The 22,304-nt window shown below is 64.9% G+C and carries 18 protein-coding genes; 13 read left to right on the forward strand and 5 right to left on the reverse strand.

Going from position 1 to position 22,304, the window contains the following annotated elements; all coding sequences use genetic code 11:
- The first annotated feature begins 13 nt into the window (after window positions 1-13).
- The 4 genes from nqrF (at window position 14) to sthA (ending at window position 4,018) form a co-directional block, all read left to right on the forward strand.
- Window positions 14-1,246: an NADH:ubiquinone reductase (Na(+)-transporting) subunit F gene (gene nqrF, locus DOM56_RS17715; RefSeq protein WP_110600156.1), complete on the forward strand. Its 1,233-nt coding sequence runs from the start codon at window positions 14-16 to the stop codon at window positions 1,244-1,246.
- Entirely contained in the window at window positions 1,243-2,283 is a 1,041-nt protein-coding gene (locus DOM56_RS17720; RefSeq protein WP_110710350.1) for an FAD:protein FMN transferase, read from the forward strand. Before nqrF ends, DOM56_RS17720 begins: the two co-directional genes overlap by 4 nt.
- Before the next feature lie 11 nt (window positions 2,284-2,294).
- Complete coding sequence (gene nqrM, locus DOM56_RS17725) at window positions 2,295-2,552, forward strand: (Na+)-NQR maturation NqrM (protein ID WP_110600152.1); 258 nt, start codon at window positions 2,295-2,297, stop codon at window positions 2,550-2,552.
- A 74-nt stretch (window positions 2,553-2,626) separates the two neighbouring features.
- Window positions 2,627-4,018: a Si-specific NAD(P)(+) transhydrogenase gene (gene sthA / locus DOM56_RS17730; RefSeq protein WP_110600150.1), complete on the forward strand. Its 1,392-nt coding sequence runs from the start codon at window positions 2,627-2,629 to the stop codon at window positions 4,016-4,018.
- 66 nt (window positions 4,019-4,084) lie between these two features.
- Here sthA and DOM56_RS17735 read toward each other — a convergent pair whose 3' ends face one another.
- The 3 genes from DOM56_RS17735 to DOM56_RS17745 form a co-directional block, all read right to left on the reverse strand.
- Window positions 4,085-4,996 carry a DNA replication terminus site-binding protein gene (locus DOM56_RS17735; protein WP_110710351.1) on the reverse strand — a complete coding sequence of 304 codons (912 nt, stop codon included), beginning with the start codon at window positions 4,994-4,996 and terminating at the stop codon, window positions 4,085-4,087.
- A 147-nt stretch (window positions 4,997-5,143) separates the two neighbouring features.
- Window positions 5,144-6,043: a carbon-nitrogen hydrolase gene (locus DOM56_RS17740; RefSeq protein ID WP_110710352.1), complete on the reverse strand. Its 900-nt coding sequence runs from the start codon at window positions 6,041-6,043 to the stop codon at window positions 5,144-5,146.
- Between the two features lie 9 nt (window positions 6,044-6,052).
- On the reverse strand, window positions 6,053-7,105 hold the full coding sequence (locus tag DOM56_RS17745; RefSeq protein ID WP_110710353.1) for an agmatine deiminase family protein: 1,053 nt from the start codon (window positions 7,103-7,105) through the stop codon (window positions 6,053-6,055).
- A 287-nt stretch (window positions 7,106-7,392) separates the two neighbouring features.
- Here DOM56_RS17745 and DOM56_RS17750 point away from each other — a divergent pair, with 287 nt between their 5' ends.
- Window positions 7,393-8,634 (forward strand): lipoprotein-releasing ABC transporter permease subunit, encoded by a 1,242-nt coding sequence (locus DOM56_RS17750; protein WP_110600142.1) that lies wholly within the window; start codon window positions 7,393-7,395, stop codon window positions 8,632-8,634.
- Window positions 8,627-9,340 carry an ATP-binding cassette domain-containing protein gene (locus DOM56_RS17755; protein WP_110600140.1) on the forward strand — a complete coding sequence of 238 codons (714 nt, stop codon included), beginning with the start codon at window positions 8,627-8,629 and terminating at the stop codon, window positions 9,338-9,340. The genes DOM56_RS17750 and DOM56_RS17755 overlap by 8 nt, the downstream gene beginning before the upstream one ends.
- A 112-nt stretch (window positions 9,341-9,452) precedes the next feature.
- Here DOM56_RS17755 and DOM56_RS17760 read toward each other — a convergent pair whose 3' ends face one another.
- Window positions 9,453-9,983 carry a DUF2062 domain-containing protein gene (locus DOM56_RS17760; protein WP_110600138.1) on the reverse strand — a complete coding sequence of 177 codons (531 nt, stop codon included), beginning with the start codon at window positions 9,981-9,983 and terminating at the stop codon, window positions 9,453-9,455.
- A gap of 147 nt (window positions 9,984-10,130) precedes the next feature.
- Between DOM56_RS17760 and DOM56_RS17765 the strand changes: the two genes are divergently transcribed.
- The 7 genes from DOM56_RS17765 to murB all read left to right on the forward strand — a co-directional run bounded on the left by DOM56_RS17765 (window position 10,131) and on the right by murB (window position 18,051).
- Window positions 10,131-12,437 (forward strand): DNA internalization-related competence protein ComEC/Rec2, encoded by a 2,307-nt coding sequence (locus tag DOM56_RS17765; RefSeq protein WP_110710354.1) that lies wholly within the window; start codon window positions 10,131-10,133, stop codon window positions 12,435-12,437.
- 123 nt (window positions 12,438-12,560) lie between these two features.
- On the forward strand, window positions 12,561-14,300 hold the full coding sequence (msbA, locus tag DOM56_RS17770) for a lipid A export permease/ATP-binding protein MsbA (RefSeq protein WP_110600134.1): 1,740 nt from the start codon (window positions 12,561-12,563) through the stop codon (window positions 14,298-14,300).
- Window positions 14,297-15,316: a tetraacyldisaccharide 4'-kinase gene (gene lpxK / locus DOM56_RS17775; RefSeq protein ID WP_110710355.1), complete on the forward strand. Its 1,020-nt coding sequence runs from the start codon at window positions 14,297-14,299 to the stop codon at window positions 15,314-15,316. Before msbA ends, lpxK begins: the two co-directional genes overlap by 4 nt.
- Window positions 15,317-15,555: 239 nt before the next feature.
- Window positions 15,556-15,756 carry a Trm112 family protein gene (locus DOM56_RS17780; RefSeq protein ID WP_187775931.1) on the forward strand — a complete coding sequence of 67 codons (201 nt, stop codon included), beginning with the start codon at window positions 15,556-15,558 and terminating at the stop codon, window positions 15,754-15,756.
- Entirely contained in the window at window positions 15,753-16,526 is a 774-nt protein-coding gene (gene kdsB / locus DOM56_RS17785) for a 3-deoxy-manno-octulosonate cytidylyltransferase (RefSeq protein WP_110710356.1), read from the forward strand. The genes DOM56_RS17780 and kdsB overlap by 4 nt, the downstream gene beginning before the upstream one ends.
- Entirely contained in the window at window positions 16,523-17,017 is a 495-nt protein-coding gene (locus DOM56_RS17790) for a low molecular weight protein-tyrosine-phosphatase (protein WP_110710357.1), read from the forward strand. Before kdsB ends, DOM56_RS17790 begins: the two co-directional genes overlap by 4 nt.
- Window positions 17,017-18,051: a UDP-N-acetylmuramate dehydrogenase gene (gene murB / locus DOM56_RS17795; RefSeq protein WP_110600126.1), complete on the forward strand. Its 1,035-nt coding sequence runs from the start codon at window positions 17,017-17,019 to the stop codon at window positions 18,049-18,051. The genes DOM56_RS17790 and murB overlap by 1 nt, the downstream gene beginning before the upstream one ends.
- A gap of 320 nt (window positions 18,052-18,371) precedes the next feature.
- Here the strand turns inward: murB and rne are convergent, their stop codons facing one another.
- Window positions 18,372-21,773, reverse strand: a complete 3,402-nt coding sequence (gene rne, locus DOM56_RS17800; protein ID WP_110710358.1) for a ribonuclease E — start codon at window positions 21,771-21,773, stop codon at window positions 18,372-18,374.
- Window positions 21,774-22,304 lie beyond the last annotated feature (531 nt).

A 22,304-nucleotide genomic window follows, 5' to 3' on the forward strand; every position in this document is an offset into this window, starting at 1 on the left:
ATAGGAATCCGACATGGTTGATACATCCATCATCGTGCTCGGCGTCGTCATGTTCACCGTGATCGTGCTGGGATTGGTGGCCATCATTCTGGCGGCGCGCAGCCGGTTGGTGAGCAGCGGCGACGTGGCGATCGAGATCAATGGCGACCCTGACAACACCGTGACCACACAGGCCGGGGGGAAGCTGCTGCAGACGCTCGCCGCCAACGGTATCTTTCTCTCCTCGGCGTGTGGCGGCGGCGGCTCCTGCGCCCAGTGCAAGTGCCAGGTGAGTGACGGCGGCGGTTCGATCCTGCCGACCGAAGAGTCTCACTTCACGTTGCGCGAGAAGAAAGAGGGCTGGCGCCTCTCCTGTCAGGTGCCGGTCAAGCAGGACATGAAGATCCGTGTCCCCGACGAGGTGTTCGGGGTCAAGAAGTGGGAATGCGAGGTGACGCAGAACCCCAACGTCGCGACCTTCATCAAGGAGCTCAACCTCAAGTTGCCGGAAGGCGAGGAAGTCGCATTCCGGGCCGGCGGCTACGTGCAGCTGGTGGCGCCGCCCTACGACATCAAGTTCTCGGACTTCGATATCGAGGAGGAGTACCGCGGAGACTGGGAGAAATTCGGCCTGTTCGACATCTCGCACAAGAGCGACGAGGAGGTGATTCGCGCCTACTCGATGGCGAACTACCCGGAAGAGAAGGGGCTTCTCAAGTTCAACATCCGTATCGCGACGCCGCCGCCCAAATCGAACCATCCGCCGGGCCTGATGTCGACCTACGTCTTCGCGATGAAGCCGGGCGACAAGGTGACCGTGATGGGACCGTTCGGCGAATTCTTCGCCAAGGATACCGACGCCGAGATGGTCTTCATCGGCGGCGGCGCGGGGATGGCACCGATGCGCAGCCATATCTTCGATCAGCTCAAGCGGCTGAAGTCGTCGCGCAAGATGTCGTTCTGGTACGGTGCGCGTTCCTGGCGGGAGACGTTCTACAACGAAGAGTACGACCAGCTGGCCGAAGAGTTCGACAACTTCGAGTGGCACCTGGCGCTCTCCGATCCCCAGCCGGAAGACAACTGGGAAGGGCCCACCGGGTTCATTCACAACGTGCTCTACGAGAACTACCTCAAGGATCACCCGGCACCGGAGGATTGCGAGTACTACATGTGCGGGCCGCCGATGATGAATGCCTCGGTGATCAAGATGCTGACCGATCTCGGCGTCGAGCCGGAGAACATCATGCTGGATGACTTCGGCGGATGATCGGATCGCAACGGCGCCGAGCGACAGGGCCGATCCTTCTGGGGTTGGCCCTGTTGCTATTCGCACTGCTGGCCGGGTGCGAGCGTGACCCTCAGTCCTACCGGCTGGAAGGGCCGATCTTCGGTACCGGGTTCCATATCACCTTCTACGGCGACTATGACGACGACCAGCTCGCCGACATCGAGCGCTCGGTCAAGGCGGCGCTGGACCGGGTCGATCACCTGATGTCGACCTACAAGCCGGACTCCGAGCTCTCCAGGTTCAATCAGGCGCCGGTCGGGGAGCCGTTCCAGCTCTCGCCGCAGACCGCGGAAGTGGTCCGCGAGGCCATTCGGATCGGTGACATCTCCGACGGTGCCTTCGATGTCACGGTCGGTGCGGCGGTGAACTTGTGGGGGTTCGGGCCGGACAAGCATCCGGATCGCGTACCCGGCGACGACGCCATCGCCAAGGCGCTGCAAGAGGTCGATTACCAGGCGCTGAAGCTCGATGGCAATACCCTGACCAAGACCAAGCCGGTCTATGTCGATCTGTCGGGCATTGCCAAGGGGTATGGCGTTGACGCCGTGGCGCGGGCCCTGGATGCCCTGGGCGTCCAGCGCTACCTGGTCGAGGTGGGTGGCGAGATCTGCACGCGAGGCAGCAAGCCCGGCGACGAGCCGTGGCGGATCGCGGTGGAAAAACCGATCTCGAACGAGCGCAGCGTGCAGCGTATCATAGAGCTGGACGATTCGGCCGTGGCGACATCGGGCGACTACCGTAACTATTTCGAAAGCGACGGCAAGCGATACTCGCACACCATCGATCCCCGCACCGGCCGGCCCATACAGCATCACCTGGTCTCGGTGACGGTGATCACGTCCGACTGCATGACGGCCGATGCGCTGGCCACGGCGGTGGAGGTCATGGGGCCGGACGCGGGCTATGCCATGGCCGAGCGGGAAAACCTGGCGGTCTATCTCGTTGTCAAAACCCCGGATGGCTTTGAAACTCGGGCCTCGACCGCGTTTCAGCGCTACCTGAAAGACTCGGATTAGGAGGATCAGTCATGACGATCTGGATTCTGGCCTTTGCCATCATGCTGCTGCTGGTCGGCGGCATGGCGATCGGCGTCATCCTCGGGCGCAAGCCCCTCGCCGGCTCCTGCGGCGGTCTCAACACGCTGGGCCTGAAGAACGGGTGCGAAATCTGTGGCGGCAACGATGAGGTCTGCGAGGAGGAGAGTCGCAAGAACCTGGCCGGAGCGCGTCGGCGCAGCGACGAGAATCGCGGCGCGGACCTGGGTTACAACGCCGTCAAGCGTTGAGCGACATGCGGGGCAACGGCGTCGCCACGAGCCAATCGAATCGGAAGCCATCGGGTAAGGAGTAGGCGAAGCACATGGCAGTTCACAATTACGACCTCGTGGTCATCGGCTCGGGGCCCGCGGGAGAGAGCGCGGCAATCAATGCGGCGAAGCATGGCAAGCGTGTCGCCATTGTCGAGCGGCAGTCCTCGGTCGGTGGCAACTGCACGCACTGGGGGACCATCCCCTCCAAGGCGCTACGGCACCAGGTCAAGCAGATCATGCAGTTCAACACCAACCGCATGTTTCGCGATATTGGCGAGCCCCGCTGGTTCTCGTTTCCGAAGGTTCTGGAACGCTCCCGGGTGACGATCGATCAGCAGGTCGAACTCCGCACCAAGTTCTACTCCCGCAACCGTATCGATCTGTTCTTCGGCGTGGCCCGTTTCCGCGACGAACACACCGTCGTGGTTCGCGACAATCACGAAGGCGCGGAAGAGCTCAGTGCGCCGCAGTTCGTGATCGCCACCGGGTCGCGCCCTTACCGGCCCGCGGACGTCAACTTCCGTCACCCGCGGATCTACTGTTCGGACACCATTCTCGGCTTGTCGCATACGCCGCGCACCCTGATCATCTACGGTGCCGGTGTGATCGGGTCCGAGTACGCCTCCATCTTCTCCGGCCTGGGCGTCAAGGTCGACCTGATCGACACTCGTGAGCGGCTGTTGTCGTTCCTCGACGACGAGATCAGTGACGCGCTCTCCTATGAGCTGCGCAACTACGGCGTGTTGATTCGGCACAACGAAGAGTATCGCAGTGTCGAAGGGGATGAGGCCGGCGTGGTGGTCAATCTGGAGTCCGGCAAGCGCCTGCGCGCCGATGCCTTCCTGTGGGCCAACGGACGCACCGGCAATACCGACGAGCTGGGGCTGGAGAACATTGGGCTGGAAGCCAACGGTCGCGGCCAGTTGCAGGTGGACGACCACTATCGTACGGCGATCCCGCACATCTATGCGGTGGGGGACGTGATCGGCTGGCCGAGCCTGGCGAGTGCGGCCTACGACCAGGGCCGCAGTGCCAGCGACGAGTTCCTCGGCGAGGATTTTCGTTTCGTCGACGATATACCCACCGGGATCTACACGATTCCCGAGATCAGTTCGGTGGGCAAGACCGAGCGGGAACTGACCGAAGCCAAGGTGCCCTACGAAGTGGCTCAGGCATTCTTCAAGGATACGGCCCGTGCGCAGATCACCGGCGATACCGCCGGCATGCTCAAGATCCTGTTCCACCGCGAGACGCTGGAGATTCTGGGGATCCACTGTTTTGGCGACCAGGCCTCGGAGATCGTCCATATCGGTCAGGCGATCATGCAGCAGAAGGGCGAGGCGAACACGCTGCGCTACTTCATCAATACCACTTTCAACTACCCCACCATGGCCGAGGCCTATCGCATCGCGGCCCAGAACGGCCTGAACCGGCTGTTCTGAATCCGGCCAGCCAGCGCGCCCGGTCAGTCGGGCGCGCCCACGCTGACTAAGGTCAGGCGAGTCGAATCACGGCTTCTCTGTCGTTTGCTGACGTTCGATAGCGATCTGCAGCGCCGGGTTACGATAGCGATAGACACGCAGACTCTTCAGAAACACATCGTCTTCCAGCCGCTGATCGGATCGACGGGCGCGGGTTCGCGTCTTCGGTGGATGTGCCGGTGGGTCATTGAGATGCGGTAGCTTCAGTACGGGGTCCGGGATGAACAGCGGCAGCGGCAGGTTCATGGCCCGACGCATGCGTCCATCCTCCAAAGCCTCGCGGAAGAACAGGTTGGCTCGCATCACCGGCGCCTGCTGCTGGATCTGTGCCAGGGGTTCGTCGCTGGGGATGTCGGCGAGCTTGCGCAGTTGAATTTGAATGTGCGGCGCCGCCAGGTCCATCTGCTTCAATCGGGCTTCTGCATCCGCGACGCTGAGGCGCTTGATCGAGCGGCCGCTGGTGTACCAGGCAAGCCTGATGCGCGAGAGCGGCGCGTCGGCGACCGGCAACTGGCGCCAGCACTGCTTGAGATGCAGGCGGGCCAGCCCCTGGCCCCGCAGGTGGTCGTGCAGCACCGGATGTCGGAAGGGCAGGACGGCCTTGATCTCGGGGATCAATCTCGGCGCGGAGTGACGGATGCGTTTCAGTGTCGCGGCAAATCGTGCCTTGGCGTGGTTGACCGCTTCGACCGCTTCCATGATCGCCGGTCCGGCGACGATCACACCGATGTAGTTGCGCGTTTCACGACCATCCTGCCCATCCTGATACCAGAAGTCGGTCAAGGCGCGGCGGAGCCAGCTGGCGTCGACGTCCGAATCGCCCAGTGCCCAGGCGGGTGTCGGGTTGTCGGCGTAGGCCGTTGCCAGGTGCTCGACTGCATCGATCAGGTGATCGAAGTCGGATTCGAGCTCGGCCAGCAAGCGATACTGCAGTTCCATTGACGGGTCCCGAGAGGTGGCTTTCGGTTTATACCGTTATCTTAACTGTCGTTACAAGTAGCGGGAAGCGGTGGATCGGTGCCCACACCGGAACTTGGCCGACAGCGCTGCCGCCGTGTCCGGCGGCAGCGACACGACGAGAGCGGGTCAGCGGTCGCGATAGCGACGGGTCAGGTCGGCGTAGGCATCGACGCGGCGGTCGCGCAGGTAGGGCCAGATCCGGCGAACGTCCTCGCTGCGTGACAGATCGACATCGACCAGCAGGTTCTCGCTCGCTTCGCCGGCATGGGCCAGCAATTCGCCCTGAGGACCACAGACGAAACTGCCACCCCAGAAATCGATGCCTTCGCCAACCTGCGATAGATCGGCTTCATGGCCGACGCGGTTGGCGACGAGGACCGGCAGGCCGTTGGCGACGCCATGAGAGCGCTGGATCAAGGTCCACGCCTCTTTCTGGCGCTGCTTCTCCGCGGCGTCGTCCGAGGGCGTCCAGCCGATCGCCGTGGGGTAGAGCAGCAGGTCGGCGCCCGCCAGGGCCATGAGACGGGCGGCTTCCGGATACCACTGATCCCAGCAAACCAGTACGCCGAGGCGGCCGACGGAGGTGTCGATCGGCTCGAACCCCTGGCTCTCGTCTTCGTCGCCCGGGGTGAAGTAGAACTTCTCGTAGAAGCCGGGATCGTCGGGAATGTGCATCTTGCGATAGTGTCCGACGCGGCCTCGGGCGCGATCCAGCACGATCGCCGTGTTGTGATAGAGGCCGGCGGCGCGGCGCTCGAAGATCGAGCCGACGATGACGATGTCCAGCTCTCTAGCCAGCTCGGCCAATTTCTGCCCGGTCGGTCCGTCCAGCGGCTCGGCGAGATCGAAGAGCGCGGTGTCCTCGGACTGGCAGAAGTAGTGGGTCGCGTGCAGTTCCTGCAGCAGGATCAGTTCGGCGCCCTGGGCGGCGAGCTCGCGGATGCCGGCTTCGCTCGCATCGAGGCTGCGCTGTTTTTCCGGCCAGGCCTGCTGCTGCACCAGACCGATCTTGAGTGTCTTGGACATTGTCTCTCCTTAACCTGGGAAGAGTGCGGGGTTCAGCGAACCTCGCGGCAGCTGCATGGTTAGACAGTGGAGACTGCCATGCTGGCGAATGACGGCACGGCAGTCGATCGGTATCACGTCGCGACCGGGAAAGGCCTCGTCGAGCACCTTGAGCGCGCGGTAATCGGCAGCGTCACCGTAGGTCGGCACCAGCACCGCGCCGTTGATGATCAGGAAATTGGCATAAGTCGCCGGCAGGCGATGCCCGTCTTCCGGGTCGAGACATGGCTTGGGCCACGGCAGCGGCAGCAGGCGATAGGGCGAGCCATCTTCGCGCCGCAGGGCCTTGAGTTCCTCTTCCATGGCCATCAGCGCTTCATGGTGCACATCGTCGGGGTCATCGCAGCGTACGTAGGCGATCGTTGCGGGATCGCAGAAACGCGCCAGCGTATCGACATGGCTGTCGGTATCGTCGCCCTCGAGATGGCCGTGCTCGAGCCACAGCACGCGAGAAGCGCCAAGCTGTTCCGCAAGCTGGTTTTCGACCGCGTCGCGATCCAGCCCCGGATTGCGATTGGGGTTGAGCAGGCAGGCGCAAGTCGTCAGCAGGGTGCCTTCGCCATCGGTATCGATGGCGCCGCCCTCGAGGATCAGCGCTTGCGATACCACGGCGGCCGCGAACAGCTGCTGGTCGGCCAGCGTCCGGGTCAGCGCATCGTCGCGTTCGGCCGCAAACTTGCCGCCCCAGCCGGTGAAGACGTAGTCGAGCAGCTCGAGAGTGCCGTCGCGTTCGATGGCGATCGGGCCGTGATCTCGTGCCCAGGTATCGTCGCTGGGCGCCACTGCGAGATGGTAACGGGCGGCATCGACCCCTAGCGCCGCGAATCGGCCGCCCAGGCGGGCCCGCTGGCGATCGTCGTGGACGACGATCAGTACCGGCTGGTAACGCGTGATCGCGACCACCATCGCCTCCAGCGTCGCCTCGATATGCTCGAGCAGCGGCGCCCAGTCGCTGGTCGGCGTCGGCCAGGTCAATTGGATCGCATCTTGCGGGTACCATTCGGGGAACAGACGCAGGGTCATGGTGTCTCCATTGCGCATAAGGGCCAGTGTGCGTCAGAGCCGATGTCGAGGACGCGGCATTGTAGAGTTTGAGCGTGGCGCTGCAAGAGGTCGACCGACACTTGCCGAAGGGCATTCGACCGAGAATATCGCCGCCGTTCCACGGTATCCGCCGCCCAATCGCCGACGGAATGACAGTCTAGCGTGGGGGACATGGCTGGCAAGCGACAAATCGCTTGGCAGACGAGCGTTTGCCGCAACCGTCAAAACCCGTAACATGAGCCGCTGCTGACAAGGAACCCTACCTGATGCTTGACCGCTTACCCTTTCTGGTGGGCCTGAGATATGTTCGGGCCAAACGACGTAACCACTTCATCTCCTTCATTTCACTCACCTCCATGCTCGGGCTGGCGCTCGGGGTCGCGGTTCTGATCCTGGTGCTGTCGGTCATGAACGGCTTCGATCATGAGCTCCGCACTCGCGTGCTGGGCATGGTGCCGCATACTCGCATCGAGCAGCAGGGCGGCATGCAGGACTGGAAGGCATTGGCCGAGAAGGTCGACCAGCACAAGGATGTGATCGCCTCCGCGCCCTACGTGCAGCAGCAGGGCATGTTCTCGGCCAGTGGCCGCACCCAGGGGGCGATGGTCACCGGGGTGCAGCCGGAATATGAGCGCAAGGTCTCGATCATCGGCCAGCACATGCAGGCCGGTTCGCTGGACGATCTTTCACCCGGCAGTTGGCACGTGGTGCTCGGCTCGCTGTTGGCGCGCAATCTCGGCGTCGGCGTGGGAGACCGGGTCACGCTGCTGGTGCCCGAGGCGTCGATCACGCCAGGTGGTGTCTTTCCGCGGCTCAAGCGCTTCACGGTCAGCGGCATCTTCAAGGTGGGAGCCGACCTGGACGCCAATCTGGCCTATGCCAATATCGAGGACATGCAGACACTGGCTCGGCTTGGCGACAAGGTCGATGGGCTGCGTCTCGAGCTTGACGACCTGTTCAAGGCGGGTCCGGTGACGCGGGACATCGTCTCGAATCTGGGCGCCGGCTATCGCGGCCTCGACTGGACCTACACCCACGGCAACCTGTTCCAGGCGATCCAGATGGAAAAGCACATGATCGGCTTGCTGCTGATGGTGATTGTCGCGGTGGCGGCGTTCAACATCGTCTCGACGCTGGTCATGGTGGTTACCGACAAGCACGCGGACATCGCGATTCTGCGCACCATCGGCGCCAAGCCGAAATCGATCATGGGCATCTTTGTGGTGCAGGGCCTGGCGATCGGGATCATCGGTATCGTGATCGGCGTCATCGCGGGCGTCATTCTGGCGTTGACGGTGTCCGATATCATCGCCTGGTTCCAGGCTGCCACCGGTATTCAGTTCCTCGATCCCAATGTCTATTTCATCAGCTATCTGCCGTCGCGGCTCGAAATGAGCGATCTCGTCGTGATCGTCTCCAGCGCCTTCGGCCTGACCTTCCTGTCGACGCTCTATCCGGCCTGGCGAGCGGCGCGAATTCAGCCAGCGGAGGTGCTGCGCTATGAGTGAACTCGACTCTCGATCATCCGCCAGCGGAGACAACATCATGCTCGACTGCCGCCAGCTCACGCGGGTTTACAGCGAGGGGCCGCAGGATATCACCGTTCTGGACCACCTGGACCTGCAGGTGCGAGCCGGCGAGCGGGTGGCCGTCGTCGGCAGTTCGGGCTCTGGCAAGACCACGCTGCTCAATCTCCTTGGCGGCCTGGATCGGCCGAGCGGCGGCGAGGTCATCATCGGTGGCCAGTCGTTGGCGGGGCTGGGTGAGGCGGCGCTGGGCAGTTTCCGCAATCGCTATATCGGCTTCGTCTACCAGTTCCACCACCTGCTGGCGGAGTTCACCGCGGCCGAAAATGTCGCGCTGCCGTTGATCATTCGCGGCCAGACGCGCAAGGTCGCGGTCGACAAGGCGCAGAAGCTGCTGGATCGGGTCGGGATGGCGCCGCGAGGCGCGCACAAGCCGGGCGAGCTGTCGGGCGGTGAACGCCAGCGCGTGGCCATTGCCCGGGCGCTGGTCACCGATCCCAGCCTGGTGCTGATGGACGAGCCCACCGGCAATCTGGATCAGGATACGGCGGGCAATATCCTCGCCATGATGGACGAACTGGCGGCGACCACCGATTGTGCGTTCGTGGTGGTTACCCATGACATGTCGCTGGCGGCGCATCAGGACCGCACGATGCGCCTGGACCGAGGCCAATTGAGCGCCGTCTGACATCGTTGGCTAAAGCCGAAGCCGTCCTGGACGATCAATAGTCCAGGGCGGCTTTTTTTGTGCGCCCGCGCGCTCGCCGGGCACGGTATCGATGGCTTCGTCGCGTCGGCGCTCACTGCCGCTGCCGGCGCTGTCGCCGTCTGGCGCGTTTGCGCCAGCTACGGTAGATCTGGAACCGCCAGATCAATCGCACCAGCACGTTGCCGGCGGTGGCCAGCACCAGTCCGACGATGACCGAGCCGACCGCCAGCGGCAGGATGATGTGAGCCATCTGCTCGGCGATCCACATGGTGGTGATGTGATCCGGTACCTGACGCGCGGGATAGTTCATGACCCAGGCGCCGACCCGATAGTTGAAGTAGAACACCACCGGCATGGTCAGGGGGTTGGTCAGCCAGACCAGACTGACGGAAAGCGGCAGGTTGGCGCGCAGGCAGTAGGCACCGAATGCCGCCAGCAGCATCTGGCCGGGAATGGGCAGCATCGCCGCGAACAGGCCGACCATGCAGGCGTTGGCGACACTACGGCGAGAGAGTACCCACATCGCCGGATCGCCCAGCATGTGGTGCATGAATCGCAGCGAACGAGTGCGCTGCAGCCTCTCCTGGCTGGGGATGTAGCGTTGTAACCATCGACGAGACATGAGGCCGCTCGCTGGACGAAGAAGGCCCATTATCCATACAACCCCAAGGGCTCGCCATGTTAAGTCCTTCATCGAGAAGCCTTGGCCTTGCCGGCCGTTGAAGCGAAAAGACGGACCTGGGCATGGGTCCGTCGTGCCGGCTGGGCCATGCCATTGGCGCTGGCCGCGATCACCGGCGCGCTCGTCGGCCAGCGCATCGGCGGCGTGGAAGGCCCGCTCTGGGGCGTGCCGTGGGTCATCGCCGGTGTCGGTCTGGCGTTGGCGCTCTGGAGACGGTCGCTGTGGGGAGGCCTGGCGATGCTGGCATTCCTGGCCTGTGCCCATGATGTCGGTCAGCAGCGCCAGGGCGTGCTGCCTCCGTCCTTGGCGGGACACGAGTTCGTGCTGACCGGGCGCATTCTGTCCCTGGATGCCGATCAGCGCCGTTCCCGCTTCCTTTTCGATATCGATGGCTGCAGTCCCGCCGAGCCGGATGACGCCTGCCCCGTGGCCACGCGGGTCAGGTTGTCCTGGTACGGCGGCCCCGAGCTGCAGACCGGGGAGCGCTGGTCGTTCAATACCCGCCTGCGCGAGCCGCTGGGGTTCGCCAACCCGGATACCTTCGATTACGGCGCCTGGCTCTGGCGGGAGGGGATTCAGGCGCTCGGTTACGTTCGCGACGAGTCGCCACGACGCCTCGCCGGGGCCGCTTTCTCCCTGCGCCGGCTGGCGCTCGGCCAGTTGGAGGAGATGGCGTTGTCACCCAGAGGCAAGCGCTGGCTGGCGGCATTGACGCTCGGCGCGGGAGACCGGCTCGACGATGACGACTGGCGGCTGCTCAATGCCACGGGCACGACGCATCTGATGGTGATCTCGGGTTTGCACGTCGGCCTCGTCGCGACGCTCGTGCTGTGGCTTCTCCGGCGACTGTCGCGCTGGTTTCAGCCACTCTCCTGGCGGATGACGGTCTGGCCGTGGATCGGGGCGGGGGCAGCGGCGTTCGCCTATGCCGGCCTGGCCGGCTTCGAGCCCCCCGCCACCCGGGCCGCGATCATGACCGCGGTCGGGCTCTGGGCGGCCAGCGGGCGTCACGCTCCCGGCTGGTGGCAGGCCTGGTGGCTGGCCCTGGCGCTGACCGTGATCAGTGATCCTCTCGCGCCCTGGCGGCCGGGTCTATGGCTCTCTTTTCTGGCCGTTGCCGTGTTGATCATGGCGTGGTCGGGGCGACCTCGTCCCACCGGTTGGAGAGGGTGGGTAATCGCGTTGCTGCGCAGTCAGTGGTTGCTGGCGCCGTTCATGGCGGCAGCGGTACTTCTCGCCTTTGGACGCCTGTCGCCAGTGGCGCCGCTGGTCAATCTGTTTGCCGTACCGCTGGTCGGTAGTGTGATGGTGCCGCTCGGGTTCGTGGGCTGGCTTTTCAGCGGCTGGCCGACGGTGGCGAGCTGGGTTTGGTGGCCCTTCGATCAGTTGGCGGTGGCGCTGGCCGCCGTTCTCGCCAGCGCCGCCGGCAGCTGGCCGTTGTGGAGCCCCGCGCCCTGGTGGCGCTGGCCGATCGCCTCGGCCTTGATGCTGTGGGGGCTGCTATGGCTGCTGCCCGGTGTAGAACGGGCGACGCGGGCGTGGGCTTGTCCATCGTTGCTGATACTCGTCGCGCTGCTGCGAGCGCCTGGCCCGGAACGGAACCAGTTGGTCGTCACCGTCTACGACGTCGGCCAGGGGCAGATGGTCGAGCTGAAAACGCGGGAGCGACGCGTGCTGGTCGATACCGGTCCCCGCTTCGGCTCGGGTTTCATGCCGGCTTCCCTGCTGTGGCCGCCGGGCCAGCGATTCGACGATGTCGTCGTCACCCACAGCGATACCGATCACTCGGGAGGGGTCGCAGCGCTGCGCCGGGAGCATCGGGTGGAGCACTGGTGGGCGCCTCGCGGCAACGAACTGGGCTTGCCGTCGCGGCCCTGCGAGGCTGGCGGCGGCTGGCGGGATGGGGAGGCCTCGTGGCGTTTTCTCTCGCCGCCGGCTGGCGATATCGCCGCCAACGCCAACGACCGCTCCTGTGTCCTGCTGGTGACGCTGGGCACGCGCAGGGTGCTGATCACCGGCGACGCCGGGGCGGGTCGGGAGCGTGAGTTCGTCGATGCGCTCGAACGCGGCCCGCTGGGGCGCCGCCGCCTGGATGTGCTGGTGGCAGGCCATCATGGCAGCGCCACCAGCTCGTCACCGACTCTGGTCGCGGCGACGCGCCCGCGCGAGGTGATCTTCAGCAGCGGACGCGGCAATCCGTTCGGCCACCCGGCGCCGGCGGTCGTGCAGCGCTTCGTCGATGCCGGGAGCCGGGTCTGGAACACAGCCTACGATGGCGCGGTACGTATCGTGTTGACGCCATCCGAGCTCGAGGTCTCCACCCAGCGCCATCCGGGATGGTCTAGGCGCTCGGCTGTCGACGTGGGGGATGTTGGGGTAGAATCCAGCCCCTGATGGGCGCCCGGGGGCGCACAACGGCGGAGCGGGGCTTCGCCGCCGCTCGTCCCCTCGGTGTCCTGGCTGAACGGTGTGCGCAGCGCCGCAGGCCAGACCTTTTTCCAGTCGAACGGAGTTACCGTGTCGCAAGCTTCCAGTTTGGCACTCTATCGACGCCTTCTAGAATACGTCCGCGTAGAGTGGCGTTCGTTCGCCCTGGCGGTGGTCGGCTATGCCATCTACGCCGCCTCGAGCACGGCTCTGGCGGAAATGATGAAACGGCTGATCGACGGGATACAGCATCCCGACGCCGCGTTTCGCTACTTCCTGCCGCTATTCGTGATCGGCATGTTTGCCGCCCGGGGGGTCGGAACCTTTCTCGGCACCTACTTCATGAGCAACGTGGCGCGCAACGTAGTGCATCGGCTGCGCTGCAACGTCTTCAACCACATGCTGCACCTGCCGGGCCGCTTCTTCGACATGCACTCCAGTGGCCATCTCATCTCCCGGGTCACCTATCACGTCGAGCAGGTGACGGGCGCCGCCACCAATGCGATCACGATCATCCTGCGGGAGGGCCTGTTCGTGATCGGCCTGATCGGCTATCTGTTCTGGACCAACTGGATGCTGACGCTGATTTTCATGTGCGTGACGCCGTTGATCGGGCTAGTGGTGCGCTACACCAGCAAGCGCTTCCGCAAGATCTCCCGGCGTATCCAGAACTCGATGGGGGACGTGACCCACGTCGCCTCCGAGGCGCTGACCGGTTATCGGGTCGTGCGCACCCACGGCGCGGAGGAGTATGAAAAGCGCCGCTTCGAGGCCGCCAGCAACTACAACCGCGAGCAGAGCATCAAGGAGGCGATGACCAAGGCGACCAGTACGCCGGTCATCCAGCTACTGGTGGCGCTGGCACTGGCGGGGCTGGTGTGGCTGGCGATGGCGCCGGAGTTGATGAACGCCATGACGCCGGGCGAATTCGTCGCCTTCATCACGGCAGCCTCGCTGATGGCCAAGCCGATCCGCTCGCTGACCGACGTCAACAGCATCATCCAGAAGGGCCTGTCGGCGTCCCAGGAGCTGTTCGGCCTGTTGAGCCGCCCGACGGAACACGACGAGGGCAGCCGGATGCCGCAGCGACTGAAGGGCGACGTCCGCTTCGAAGGGGTGCGATTCGCCTATGACGAAGACCAGCCGGAGGTGCTCAAGGGCATCGATCTCGACGTGCCCGCTGGCCAGATGGTCGCCATCGTCGGGCGCTCCGGGAGCGGCAAGTCGACGCTGATGTCGCTGTTGCCGAGATTCTATCGGCCCACCGACGGTCGCATCCTGATCGACGACGTCGATATCCAGGAGTATCGGCTGTCGCCGCTTCGCCAGCAGATCGCCCTGGTCTCCCAGCAGGTGACGCTGTTCAACACCACGATCGCCGACAACATCGCCTACGGCGTGCCCGATGCCGGCCGCGAGCAGATCGAGGCGGCAGCCAAGGCGGCCTATGCCCACGAGTTCATCGAACAGTTGCCGAAAGGCTACGACACCCTGGTCGGTGACAACGGCGTCATGCTCTCCGGCGGCCAGCGCCAGCGCCTGGCAATCGCCCGGGCCATCTTCAAGGACGCCCCGGTGTTGATACTCGACGAGGCGACGTCGGCGCTGGATACCGAGTCCGAACGCTATATCCAGCGTGCGTTGGAGGTGGTCTGCCAGGGTCGAACGACATTCGTCATCGCCCACCGACTGTCGACCATCGAGCGCGCCGATCGAATCGCCGTCATGGATCAGGGCTGCCTGATCGAGAGCGGGACTCACGCCGAACTGCTGGAGAAGGGCGGTGCCTACGCCTCGTTATATCAGCTCCAGTTTCAGGAGGAGGCGTGACCCCGCTCGAGCGCGCCTGGTATCGCGGTTCAGCCTGGCTCGGCCTGCTGGCGCCGCTGGAGTGGCTCTATCGCGCCATCGTCGCGCGCCGGCGAGAGGCCTATCGGACGGGGCGCCGGGCGGTATGGCAGCCGCCGGTACCGGTGGTCGTGGTGGGCAATCTCTCCGTGGGCGGGACCGGCAAGTCGCCGCTGGTCGCCTGGCTGGTGCGCTGGCTGGGCGACAACGGCTGGCGGCCGGGGATCGTCTCCAGGGGGTACGGCGGCAAGGCCGAACGCTACCCACTGGCGGTGACCGCGGAGACGTCGGTGGCGCAGAGCGGCGACGAGCCGCTGATGCTCGCTCGACAGACCGGGGTCCCGCTGGTCGTCGACCCCGATCGTCCCCAAGCGGCGCGCTGGCTAATCGAACATGCCCAGTGCGACATCGTGGTCGCCGACGACGGTCTCCAGCATTACGCCCTGGGCCGTACGCTGGAACTGGTCGTCGTCGATGCCCGGCGCGGCTTTGGCAACCGGCGCTGCCTGCCGCGAGGGCCGCTCCGGGAGCCTCTCGAGCGCTTGCGCGACGTCGATGCACTGATCGGCAACGGCGGGAAGGTTCCGCTAGCCGACGATGAAGAGGGCGCAGCGCCCCGTTTTTCGCTGACGCTCTCTCCCGTGGCATGGCGACATCTGACGAGCGGCGAGTGCCATCCCGTCGAGCATCCGCCATTCGGTCCGGGCGAATCGGTGGCGGCACTGGCGGGTATCGGCCATCCGCAGCGGTTTTTCGACACGCTGGAAGCCCTGGGGATCGCCCATGAGAAGCACGCTTTCGGCGACCATCATCGATTCTCGGCGGCGGACCTGCCCAAGGAGGCCTCGGTGGTGGTCATGACGGCCAAGGATGCCGTGAAATGTACGGATTTCGTCGACGAGCGCTGCTGGGCGCTGGATGTGGAGGCGAAACCGGAGCCGGCTTTCGTCACCTGGTGGGCCGAGCGGGTCGAGGGTTGGAAGCGTGACCGGGGTTAGCGCGAAAAGTCTGTGAGCGAGGACCAGGCCGTAGCGCGTCGCTAGGCAAACATTGGCGAAGAACGGACCGGGCCTGCGCTCCAGACGGAGTTTAACGCCGTCTTGCTTGTCTTATGGAGCCTGGATTCCGCTCGCTCCTCTCTGGCGTATCAGCGACGATGGCGCGATCATGGTGACATGTCTCGGCGCTGGTTTGGCGAACACGCCGACGTACTCGGAATCTCCGATAAGGAATGATCATGGATAAGGAATTGATGACGATGTTGATCTGTCCGGTCAGCCATAGCGAGCTGACCTTCGATCGCGAACGTCAGGAGCTCAAGAGCTCGGTCAGCGGGCTGGCCTATCCGGTCCGAGACGGGATCCCAGTGATGCTGGAGAGCGAGGCGCGTGTCATGTCGACCGAGGAAAAGCTCGGCAAGGCGGCCCCGACGTCATGAGCGATTTTGTTGTCGTGATTCCGGCCCGCTTCGGCTCCAGCCGCCTCCCGGGCAAGCCCCTGATGGATATCGACGGGCTGCCCATGGTCCAGCACGTGTGGTTGCGGGCCAGGGAGAGCAGCGCGTCGCGGATCGTGATTGCCACCGATGATGCGCGTATCGAACAGGCGGCCCGGGGGTTCGGTGCCGAGGTCGTCATGACGCGAGACGATCACCACTCCGGCACCGACCGTCTGGCCGAGGTCAGCGCCAAGCTGGCGTTGCCGGACGAGACCATCGTGGTCAACGTTCAGGGCGATGAGCCGCTGCTGCCGGCCTCGGCGATCGATCTCGTCGCGACGCGTCTCGCGTCCGACGCGCGGGCGTCGGTATCGACGCTGGCCGAGCCGATTCACGATGTCGATACGCTGTTCAATCCCAACGTGGTCAAGGTCGTGACCGACTTGAGCGGGCGGGCGCTCTATTTCTCCAGGGCGCCGATCCCCTGGGATCGCAATGCCTGGAAGACCCAGCCGCCGACACGGCTCGAGACGGATTCCTGGCTGCGTCACGTCGGCCTCTACGCCTATCGTGCCGGATTTCTGGGCGATTACGTCAACTGGCAGCCGGCACCGTTGGAGCAGCTCGAGCAGCTCGAACAGTTGCGGGCGCTGCAGCACGGTCATCTCATTCAGGTGGCGACGGTCTCTTCGTCCCTTCCCGGCGGCGTCGACACCCTGGAGGACCTGGAGCGGGTGCGTCAGCATTTTTCTCAGCGGGAGAAGGCATGAGCGAGTCGCGTCCCGTATGGCGGGTCCTGTTCGTCTGCATGGGCAACATCTGTCGCTCGCCGACGGCGGAGGGCATGCTCAGAAAGCGCCTTCAGGACGAGGGCCTCGACGCTAGAATCGAGATCGACTCCTGCGGCACCGGGGCCTGGCATGTCGGCCAGGCCCCGGATCCTCGCGCCGTCCAGGCGGCGTCGGAGCGCGGCGTCGACCTGAGTGGCTTGCGTGGGCGCCAGTTGGCGCAGCAGGACTTCGCGCAGTTCGACGAGATTCTGGTGATGGATACCGACAATCTCGATCAGGTGCTGGCGCGGCGACCTGAAGGTAGTCGCGCACGGGTTTCCCGCCTGCTCCAATACGCCAACCAGCCGGACACGGATGTGCCGGACCCGTATTTCGGCGGCGAGGCGGGGTTCCTCCGGGTGCTGGATCAACTCGAGCTTGCCGTCGAGGGGCTGACGGCGTCGCTTCGCCAGCGTGTGGGCGGCGCCTGATGCCGGATTCGATCCCCGAGCTGCAGGTCGATCACGATCTAGGTCACGCCAACACCCTGGCGCTACCGAGCCGGGCCGAGCGTTTCTGGCTCGCCCGTCGCGAGTGCGACGTCGTGCGAGGCGTGGAACTGGCCAATCGCCACGACTGGGACCTCACGGTGCTCGGTGGAGGGAGCAATGTGTTGCTGCCGCCGGTGGTGGGGGGGCTCACGTTGCGCGCGGAACTCGATGACGTGTCGTTCATGGCGGGTGAAGGCGGCGCCGTGCATGTCGAGGTAGGCGCTGGCGTCAATTGGCATGCGCTGGTCCAACGCTGCGTGGCGCGCGAACTGTGGGGAATCGAGAACCTCGCCTTGATACCGGGACTGGCCGGCGCGGCACCGATACAGAATATTGGTGCCTATGGTGTCGAGATTGGCGACGTGCTGGATTGGGTCGAACTGGTCGATCGAAGAGACGGTCAGCGTCGCCGATTGCGCCGGGAGGCGTGTGAGCTGGGCTATCGTGACAGCGTGTTCAAGCGCGAACTGGCCAACCAGGTCGTGATCACCCGGTTGGGGCTGACGCTCTCCACACGGCCGTCGCCCAAGCTGGGGTACGGCGCACTGGGTGATCGCGTTGCCGACCCATCGAGCGCGCAGGCGATCTTCGAGGCGATCTGCGCCATTCGCCGGGAGAAACTGCCCGACCCGCTCGTCACGCCCAACGCCGGCAGTTTTTTCAAGAATCCACTGGTCTCGCGGTCTCTGGCCGATCGGTTGCTGTCGGCGGCGCCTTCGATGCCGCATTACCCGCAGCCGGATGGCCGGGTCAAGCTGGCTGCCGGCTGGCTGATCGACCAGTGCGGGCTGCGGGGCTTTCGCGAAGGGGCGTTCGGCATCCACGATCGCCAGGCCCTGGTGCTGGTCCATTTTGGCGGAGGGTCGCTGGAAGAGCTGCTCTCGTTCTCCGAGAGAATCGTCGGCGCCGTGCGGGCGGCGTTCGGGGTGGTGCTCGAACGCGAGCCTCGTGGCATCCAGACCGCGGCCCTCTGAGCGGGTAGGCGCGCCACCGAGTGCTGGGCTCCCTCGAAAACTGCTTGCGCTCGACAATGCGGCGTTAGAAATCGGCCGGAACGCCAGCCCGAGCTCGGCGCCCCGTCAAGATACGCATTTCCACCCCGTAAACTGATGCGCCAGCCTGGTCCGTCTTGGCCGATTTTGCCTTGGTTCCGCATCCTGGTCTGACCTTCGCTCGCCGGCTTTTCGTACGGCCCCTGGGCCGGTTTGGGCGTTGGAATGGATCGGGGTGCGGACCCCGGGCATCAAAAAAGCCCAGACATCGCTGTCTGGGCTTTTTCGTGGCTGGGGGCGACTCAGTTGTCGCCCTGGCCGGTCTCGCGACGCCGCTTTTCACGCGGATCGTTATGCGCCCGCCGGCGACGTGGTCGTCGGGGTTCGCTCTCGTCACCAGACTGGCTTTCCGCGGCCTTGAGCGGACGCTCATTGGCCGGGGTTGCACTGGCCTCGGCTTGACGCGCCTGATCCTGGGTCGGAGCCGCTGCCTTGGTGTCATCCTCCGTTGAGGCGGGCGTTGCCGACGCTTCGGATACCGGCGCTACCGGTGTGGTGTCACGCGGTGCGTTTTCCTCGGGCTCGACGTCGTCGGCCTTGGTCACGTCCTGGACAGGCTGGTCTGCCGTCTCGTCCGCGATCGGTCCGGCGGGAGCAGCCGACCCCGGGTTCTCCTCGGTCGATGCCGTCGAGTGGGCGATCGCCTCGTGAGCCGGTGAGGTCTCGACACGTTCCGCATGCGACGTCTCTTCGCCAGGCGCCGATTGGCTGGCGGCATCATCGCTTGCCGAAGAGGTCGCCGACGGTGTGGCGGCGTCGGTCGCACTGGCCTCGGCAGACGCCGGGGTCGCCGGCACTTCGACAGGCCGCTTGGAAGACTCGGCCGTGGCATCGGCGGCGACGTTGGTATCGTCCGCCCGCTGGCTGGTTTCCGAAACGGTCTCCGTCGGCGTGACCTTCTGGTCCGCTTCGGTCGATGCCTCGGATTGCGCCTTGACTACCTGATCCTCTTCCGAGACGGAGGTCTCAGGGGCGCCGTCCGCCGAGACCGACTCGGATGCCGGCTTGGTCCGTTCCGGCTTCCGCGGATTAGCGGCCTTTCCAGACTCGGCGGGCTTGGCCCTGGAACGGGGCTCTTTCGGCTCGCTCGTGGTCGCGGTTGGTTCGTCCTGTTCGGCGCGCGAGTGTTCGCTTTTCACGCTCTTGGTCTCGGCCACCGGGGCATGGCGCTCGGAAGAGGCCGTCTGATCCTGGAGCGATTCGGCTTCGACCGACTCGGCTGGCTTGGCGTCGTCACCGGTATCGGCCGCCGCTGCCGCCTGCAGCTTCTGTTGCTCCTCGGCGGCTGCCGGGTTCAGGGCGTGCTTGCGCGAGCGGTTGCGCGGATTGTTGCGTGTCCGCTTCGGCTTGCTCTCGCCAGTCTCCTTGGGAGCGCTGGGCGCGGGCGAGGCGTCGCGGTTGTCGGTGCGCGGGGTTTTGACGTTGCCGGAAGGGCTGGTGGTATCGGCCTTTGCGGTGTCGCCCTTTGCCTCGTTGCCGATCTTGTCCGTCTTGCCGCGACCGTCCTGCCGGTTGTCCTGACGCGGCTGACGACCCTGGCTCTGGCGATTGTCATTACGGCTGTCGCTGCCGCCCTGACGATCATCCTGGCCGCGACGGCGACGGTTGTTGCCCTGGCGATTGGAGTCGCCACCACGGGCGTTGTTGTCGCCACGCGCGTTGCCGTCGTTGCTGCGGGAGGCGCTATCGCTGCGCTTTCCGCTGTTATCGCGATCGCTGCGCTGATCGCTCTTCTGGCCCGTCGGCCGGGAAGGGCGGGAGTTGGCCGAGCCGTTGTCTGCATTACTGCTGCGGGAAGCGCCCGCCGAGCGGTTGCCACCCTGGCTGCCCTGGTCACGCTGGCCGGAGGCATCGCTGGAGCCCGCTGCTTCCTCGTCGGCACGGCGGCGGCCGAACAGGCCCCTGAAGAGCTGCATCAGGCCGCCGTTGGCCGCCTGGGCCTGCGGAGTCGGCGTCGCTGTTGGCGTGGCCGTGCTCTCGGCGGCGGGTTGGGGGGCGACCTTCTTCTCGGGTTCCTGGTGCAGCGAGTCCGGAGCCGGGGCCGTGTGCTGGACCGTCTGCACGGCGGCCTGGGTGCGCTGGATCGGCTTGGAGAGCGTCGTTTCCGGCTCCTTGAGCAGGTCGCTGTCGACGGAGAGCTCGAAGCTGGACTTGGTCTCGTCGCCATCTTCGGAGACATGGTCGTCACGCAGGCGCTGGACGTCGTAGTGTGGCGTGTCCATCTCCGGATTCGGCAGCAGCAGAACCTTGACGTTCTGGCGACGCTCGACGTCGGAGAGAACGTTACGCTTCTCGTTGAGCAGGTAGGTCGCCACCGGCACCGGCAGAATGGCGCGAATCTGGGCGCTGCGCTCTTTCATCGCCTCTTCTTCGATCAGGCGAAGGATCGACAGTGCCATGGAGCGGACGTCGCGAATGGTGCCCTGGCCATCGCAGCGGGGGCAGACGACGCCGCTGGTCTCGCCCAGCGAAGGGCGAAGCCGCTGGCGCGACATCTCCATCAGTCCGAAGCGCGAGATACGGCCGATCTGGACGCGGGCGCGGTCGAGCTTGAGGGCGTCGCGAACCCGATTCTCGACCTCGCGCTGGTTGCGCGCCGGCGACATGTCGATGAAGTCGATGACCACGAGGCCGCCGATATCGCGAAGCCGCAGCTGGCGGGCGATCTCGTCGGAGGCTTCCAGGTTGGTCTGGAGCGCGGTCTCCTCGATGTCGGCGCCACGGGTGGCGCGTGCCGAGTTGATATCGATCGAGACCAGCGCCTCGGTATGGTCGATGACGACCGAACCACCTGAGGGCAGCTTGACCTCACGCTGATAGGCGGTCTCGATCTGGGACTCGATCTGGAAGCGCGAGAACAGCGGTACGTCATCGGTGTAGAGCTTGATCTTCTGCTGGTAGGACGGCATCACCTGACGGATGAAGCTGAGCGCCTCCTCGTGCACGTCCGCGCTGTCGATCAGCACCTCGCCGATGTCCTGGCGCAGGTAGTCGCGCATGGCGCGGATGATCACGTTCGATTCGCGGTAGATCAGGAACGGGGCAGGGCGCTTGACCGCTTCGGTGGTGATCGCATCCCACACCTGAACCAGGTAGTCGAGATCCCACTGCAGCTCCTCGGGGGAGCGGCCGATACCCGCCGTGCGCACGATCACGCCCATCTTGTCCGGCAGGGTCAGTTGACCCATGGCATCCTTGAGCTGGCTGCGCTCCTCGCCCTCGATCCGGCGAGAGATGCCACCGGCGCGAGGGTTGTTGGGCATCAGGACCAGAAAGCGTCCCGCCAGGCTGATGAAGGTCGTCAGTGCCGCGCCCTTGTTGCCGCGCTCTTCCTTGTCGACCTGGACGATGACTTCCTGACCCTCTTTCAGGACTTCCTTGATGTTGGGTCGGCCCGAGGGGTCCTTGGAGAAGTACTCGCGGGAAATTTCCTTGAGCGGCAGAAAGCCGTGGCGATCGGCGCCGAAGTCGACGAAGGCCGCTTCGAGGCTGGGTTCGAGGCGGGTGATCTTGCCCCGGTAGATGTTGGCTTTCTTCTGTTCCCGGGCACCGGATTCGATGTCCAGGTCGTAAAGGCGTTGTCCATCCACGAGTGCGACGCGCAGCTCTTCCGGCTGTGTCGCATTGATGAGCATTCTTTTCATACGGTCTCGCTAATTGAGCGTGCCGGTGGAAGGCGTGCTGCAATCGGCGACGACGAACCGCAAGCGGTCGTGCTGTGCTCGCGCACATTGGTGAAGCGACCCGGCAGGGCAAGCAGGCGCAGAGGGTGTGCCAGAACGAGCTCAGCGTGCAATACGCTGAAGACCCGCGTCAGGAACTCGAGGGGAATGTCCGAAAAACGCAGGTCGAACGGCGCGATGCGGCCATCGGTGCGAATTCGGGTCGACGCTCGTCGAGCCCAGTGGCGTGCTTGCTCATTACCATTACATCTTTGCTTTCATTACCTGCTTGCTAGGGGCGCTACACGAACATGGGTTGAGTACGAAACGGTGGCAGGACATGTCACGGTGCGTTTTTCGTCGACGCATCCGGTCCTGCAGACTGCCGTCTATATCACTTGGCATTGTTCGGTTCGGCGACGCCTTCCACTGGTACCTGTGGATTTCCCGCGAGCATGGCGAGCTGAGGTCAGTCGCACGGTCGAGTCGGGGCCTGGCGTTCCAAACGTGTTT

The organism is Salinicola sp. CR57, assembly GCF_003206585.1.
Taxonomy (GTDB): domain Bacteria; phylum Pseudomonadota; class Gammaproteobacteria; order Pseudomonadales; family Halomonadaceae; genus Salinicola; species Salinicola lusitanus.

Bases quoted from the DNA above. Each gene is read 5' to 3' on its own strand.
- DOM56_RS17745 (WP_110710353.1), bottom strand. From the start codon at position 7,105: ATGACCCTGCGTCTGTTCCCCGAATGGTACCCGCAAGATGCGATCCAA.
- sthA (WP_110600150.1), top strand. From the start codon at position 2,627: ATGGCAGTTCACAATTACGACCTCGTGGTCATCGGCTCGGGGCCCGCG.
- DOM56_RS17755 (WP_110600140.1), top strand. From the start codon at position 8,627: ATGAGTGAACTCGACTCTCGATCATCCGCCAGCGGAGACAACATCATG.
- rne (WP_110710358.1), bottom strand. From the start codon at position 21,773: ATGAAAAGAATGCTCATCAATGCGACACAGCCGGAAGAGCTGCGCGTC.
- DOM56_RS17760 (WP_110600138.1), bottom strand. From the start codon at position 9,983: ATGTCTCGTCGATGGTTACAACGCTACATCCCCAGCCAGGAGAGGCTG.
- nqrF (WP_110600156.1), top strand. From the start codon at position 14: ATGGTTGATACATCCATCATCGTGCTCGGCGTCGTCATGTTCACCGTG.
- DOM56_RS17750 (WP_110600142.1), top strand. From the start codon at position 7,393: ATGCTTGACCGCTTACCCTTTCTGGTGGGCCTGAGATATGTTCGGGCC.
- DOM56_RS17735 (WP_110710351.1), bottom strand. From the start codon at position 4,996: ATGGAACTGCAGTATCGCTTGCTGGCCGAGCTCGAATCCGACTTCGAT.
- DOM56_RS17765 (WP_110710354.1), top strand. From the start codon at position 10,131: ATGCCATTGGCGCTGGCCGCGATCACCGGCGCGCTCGTCGGCCAGCGC.
- DOM56_RS17720 (WP_110710350.1), top strand. From the start codon at position 1,243: ATGATCGGATCGCAACGGCGCCGAGCGACAGGGCCGATCCTTCTGGGG.
- nqrM (WP_110600152.1), top strand. From the start codon at position 2,295: ATGACGATCTGGATTCTGGCCTTTGCCATCATGCTGCTGCTGGTCGGC.
- murB (WP_110600126.1), top strand. From the start codon at position 17,017: ATGCCGGATTCGATCCCCGAGCTGCAGGTCGATCACGATCTAGGTCAC.
- DOM56_RS17780 (WP_187775931.1), top strand. From the start codon at position 15,556: ATGGATAAGGAATTGATGACGATGTTGATCTGTCCGGTCAGCCATAGC.
- kdsB (WP_110710356.1), top strand. From the start codon at position 15,753: ATGAGCGATTTTGTTGTCGTGATTCCGGCCCGCTTCGGCTCCAGCCGC.
- DOM56_RS17790 (WP_110710357.1), top strand. From the start codon at position 16,523: ATGAGCGAGTCGCGTCCCGTATGGCGGGTCCTGTTCGTCTGCATGGGC.
- DOM56_RS17740 (WP_110710352.1), bottom strand. From the start codon at position 6,043: ATGTCCAAGACACTCAAGATCGGTCTGGTGCAGCAGCAGGCCTGGCCG.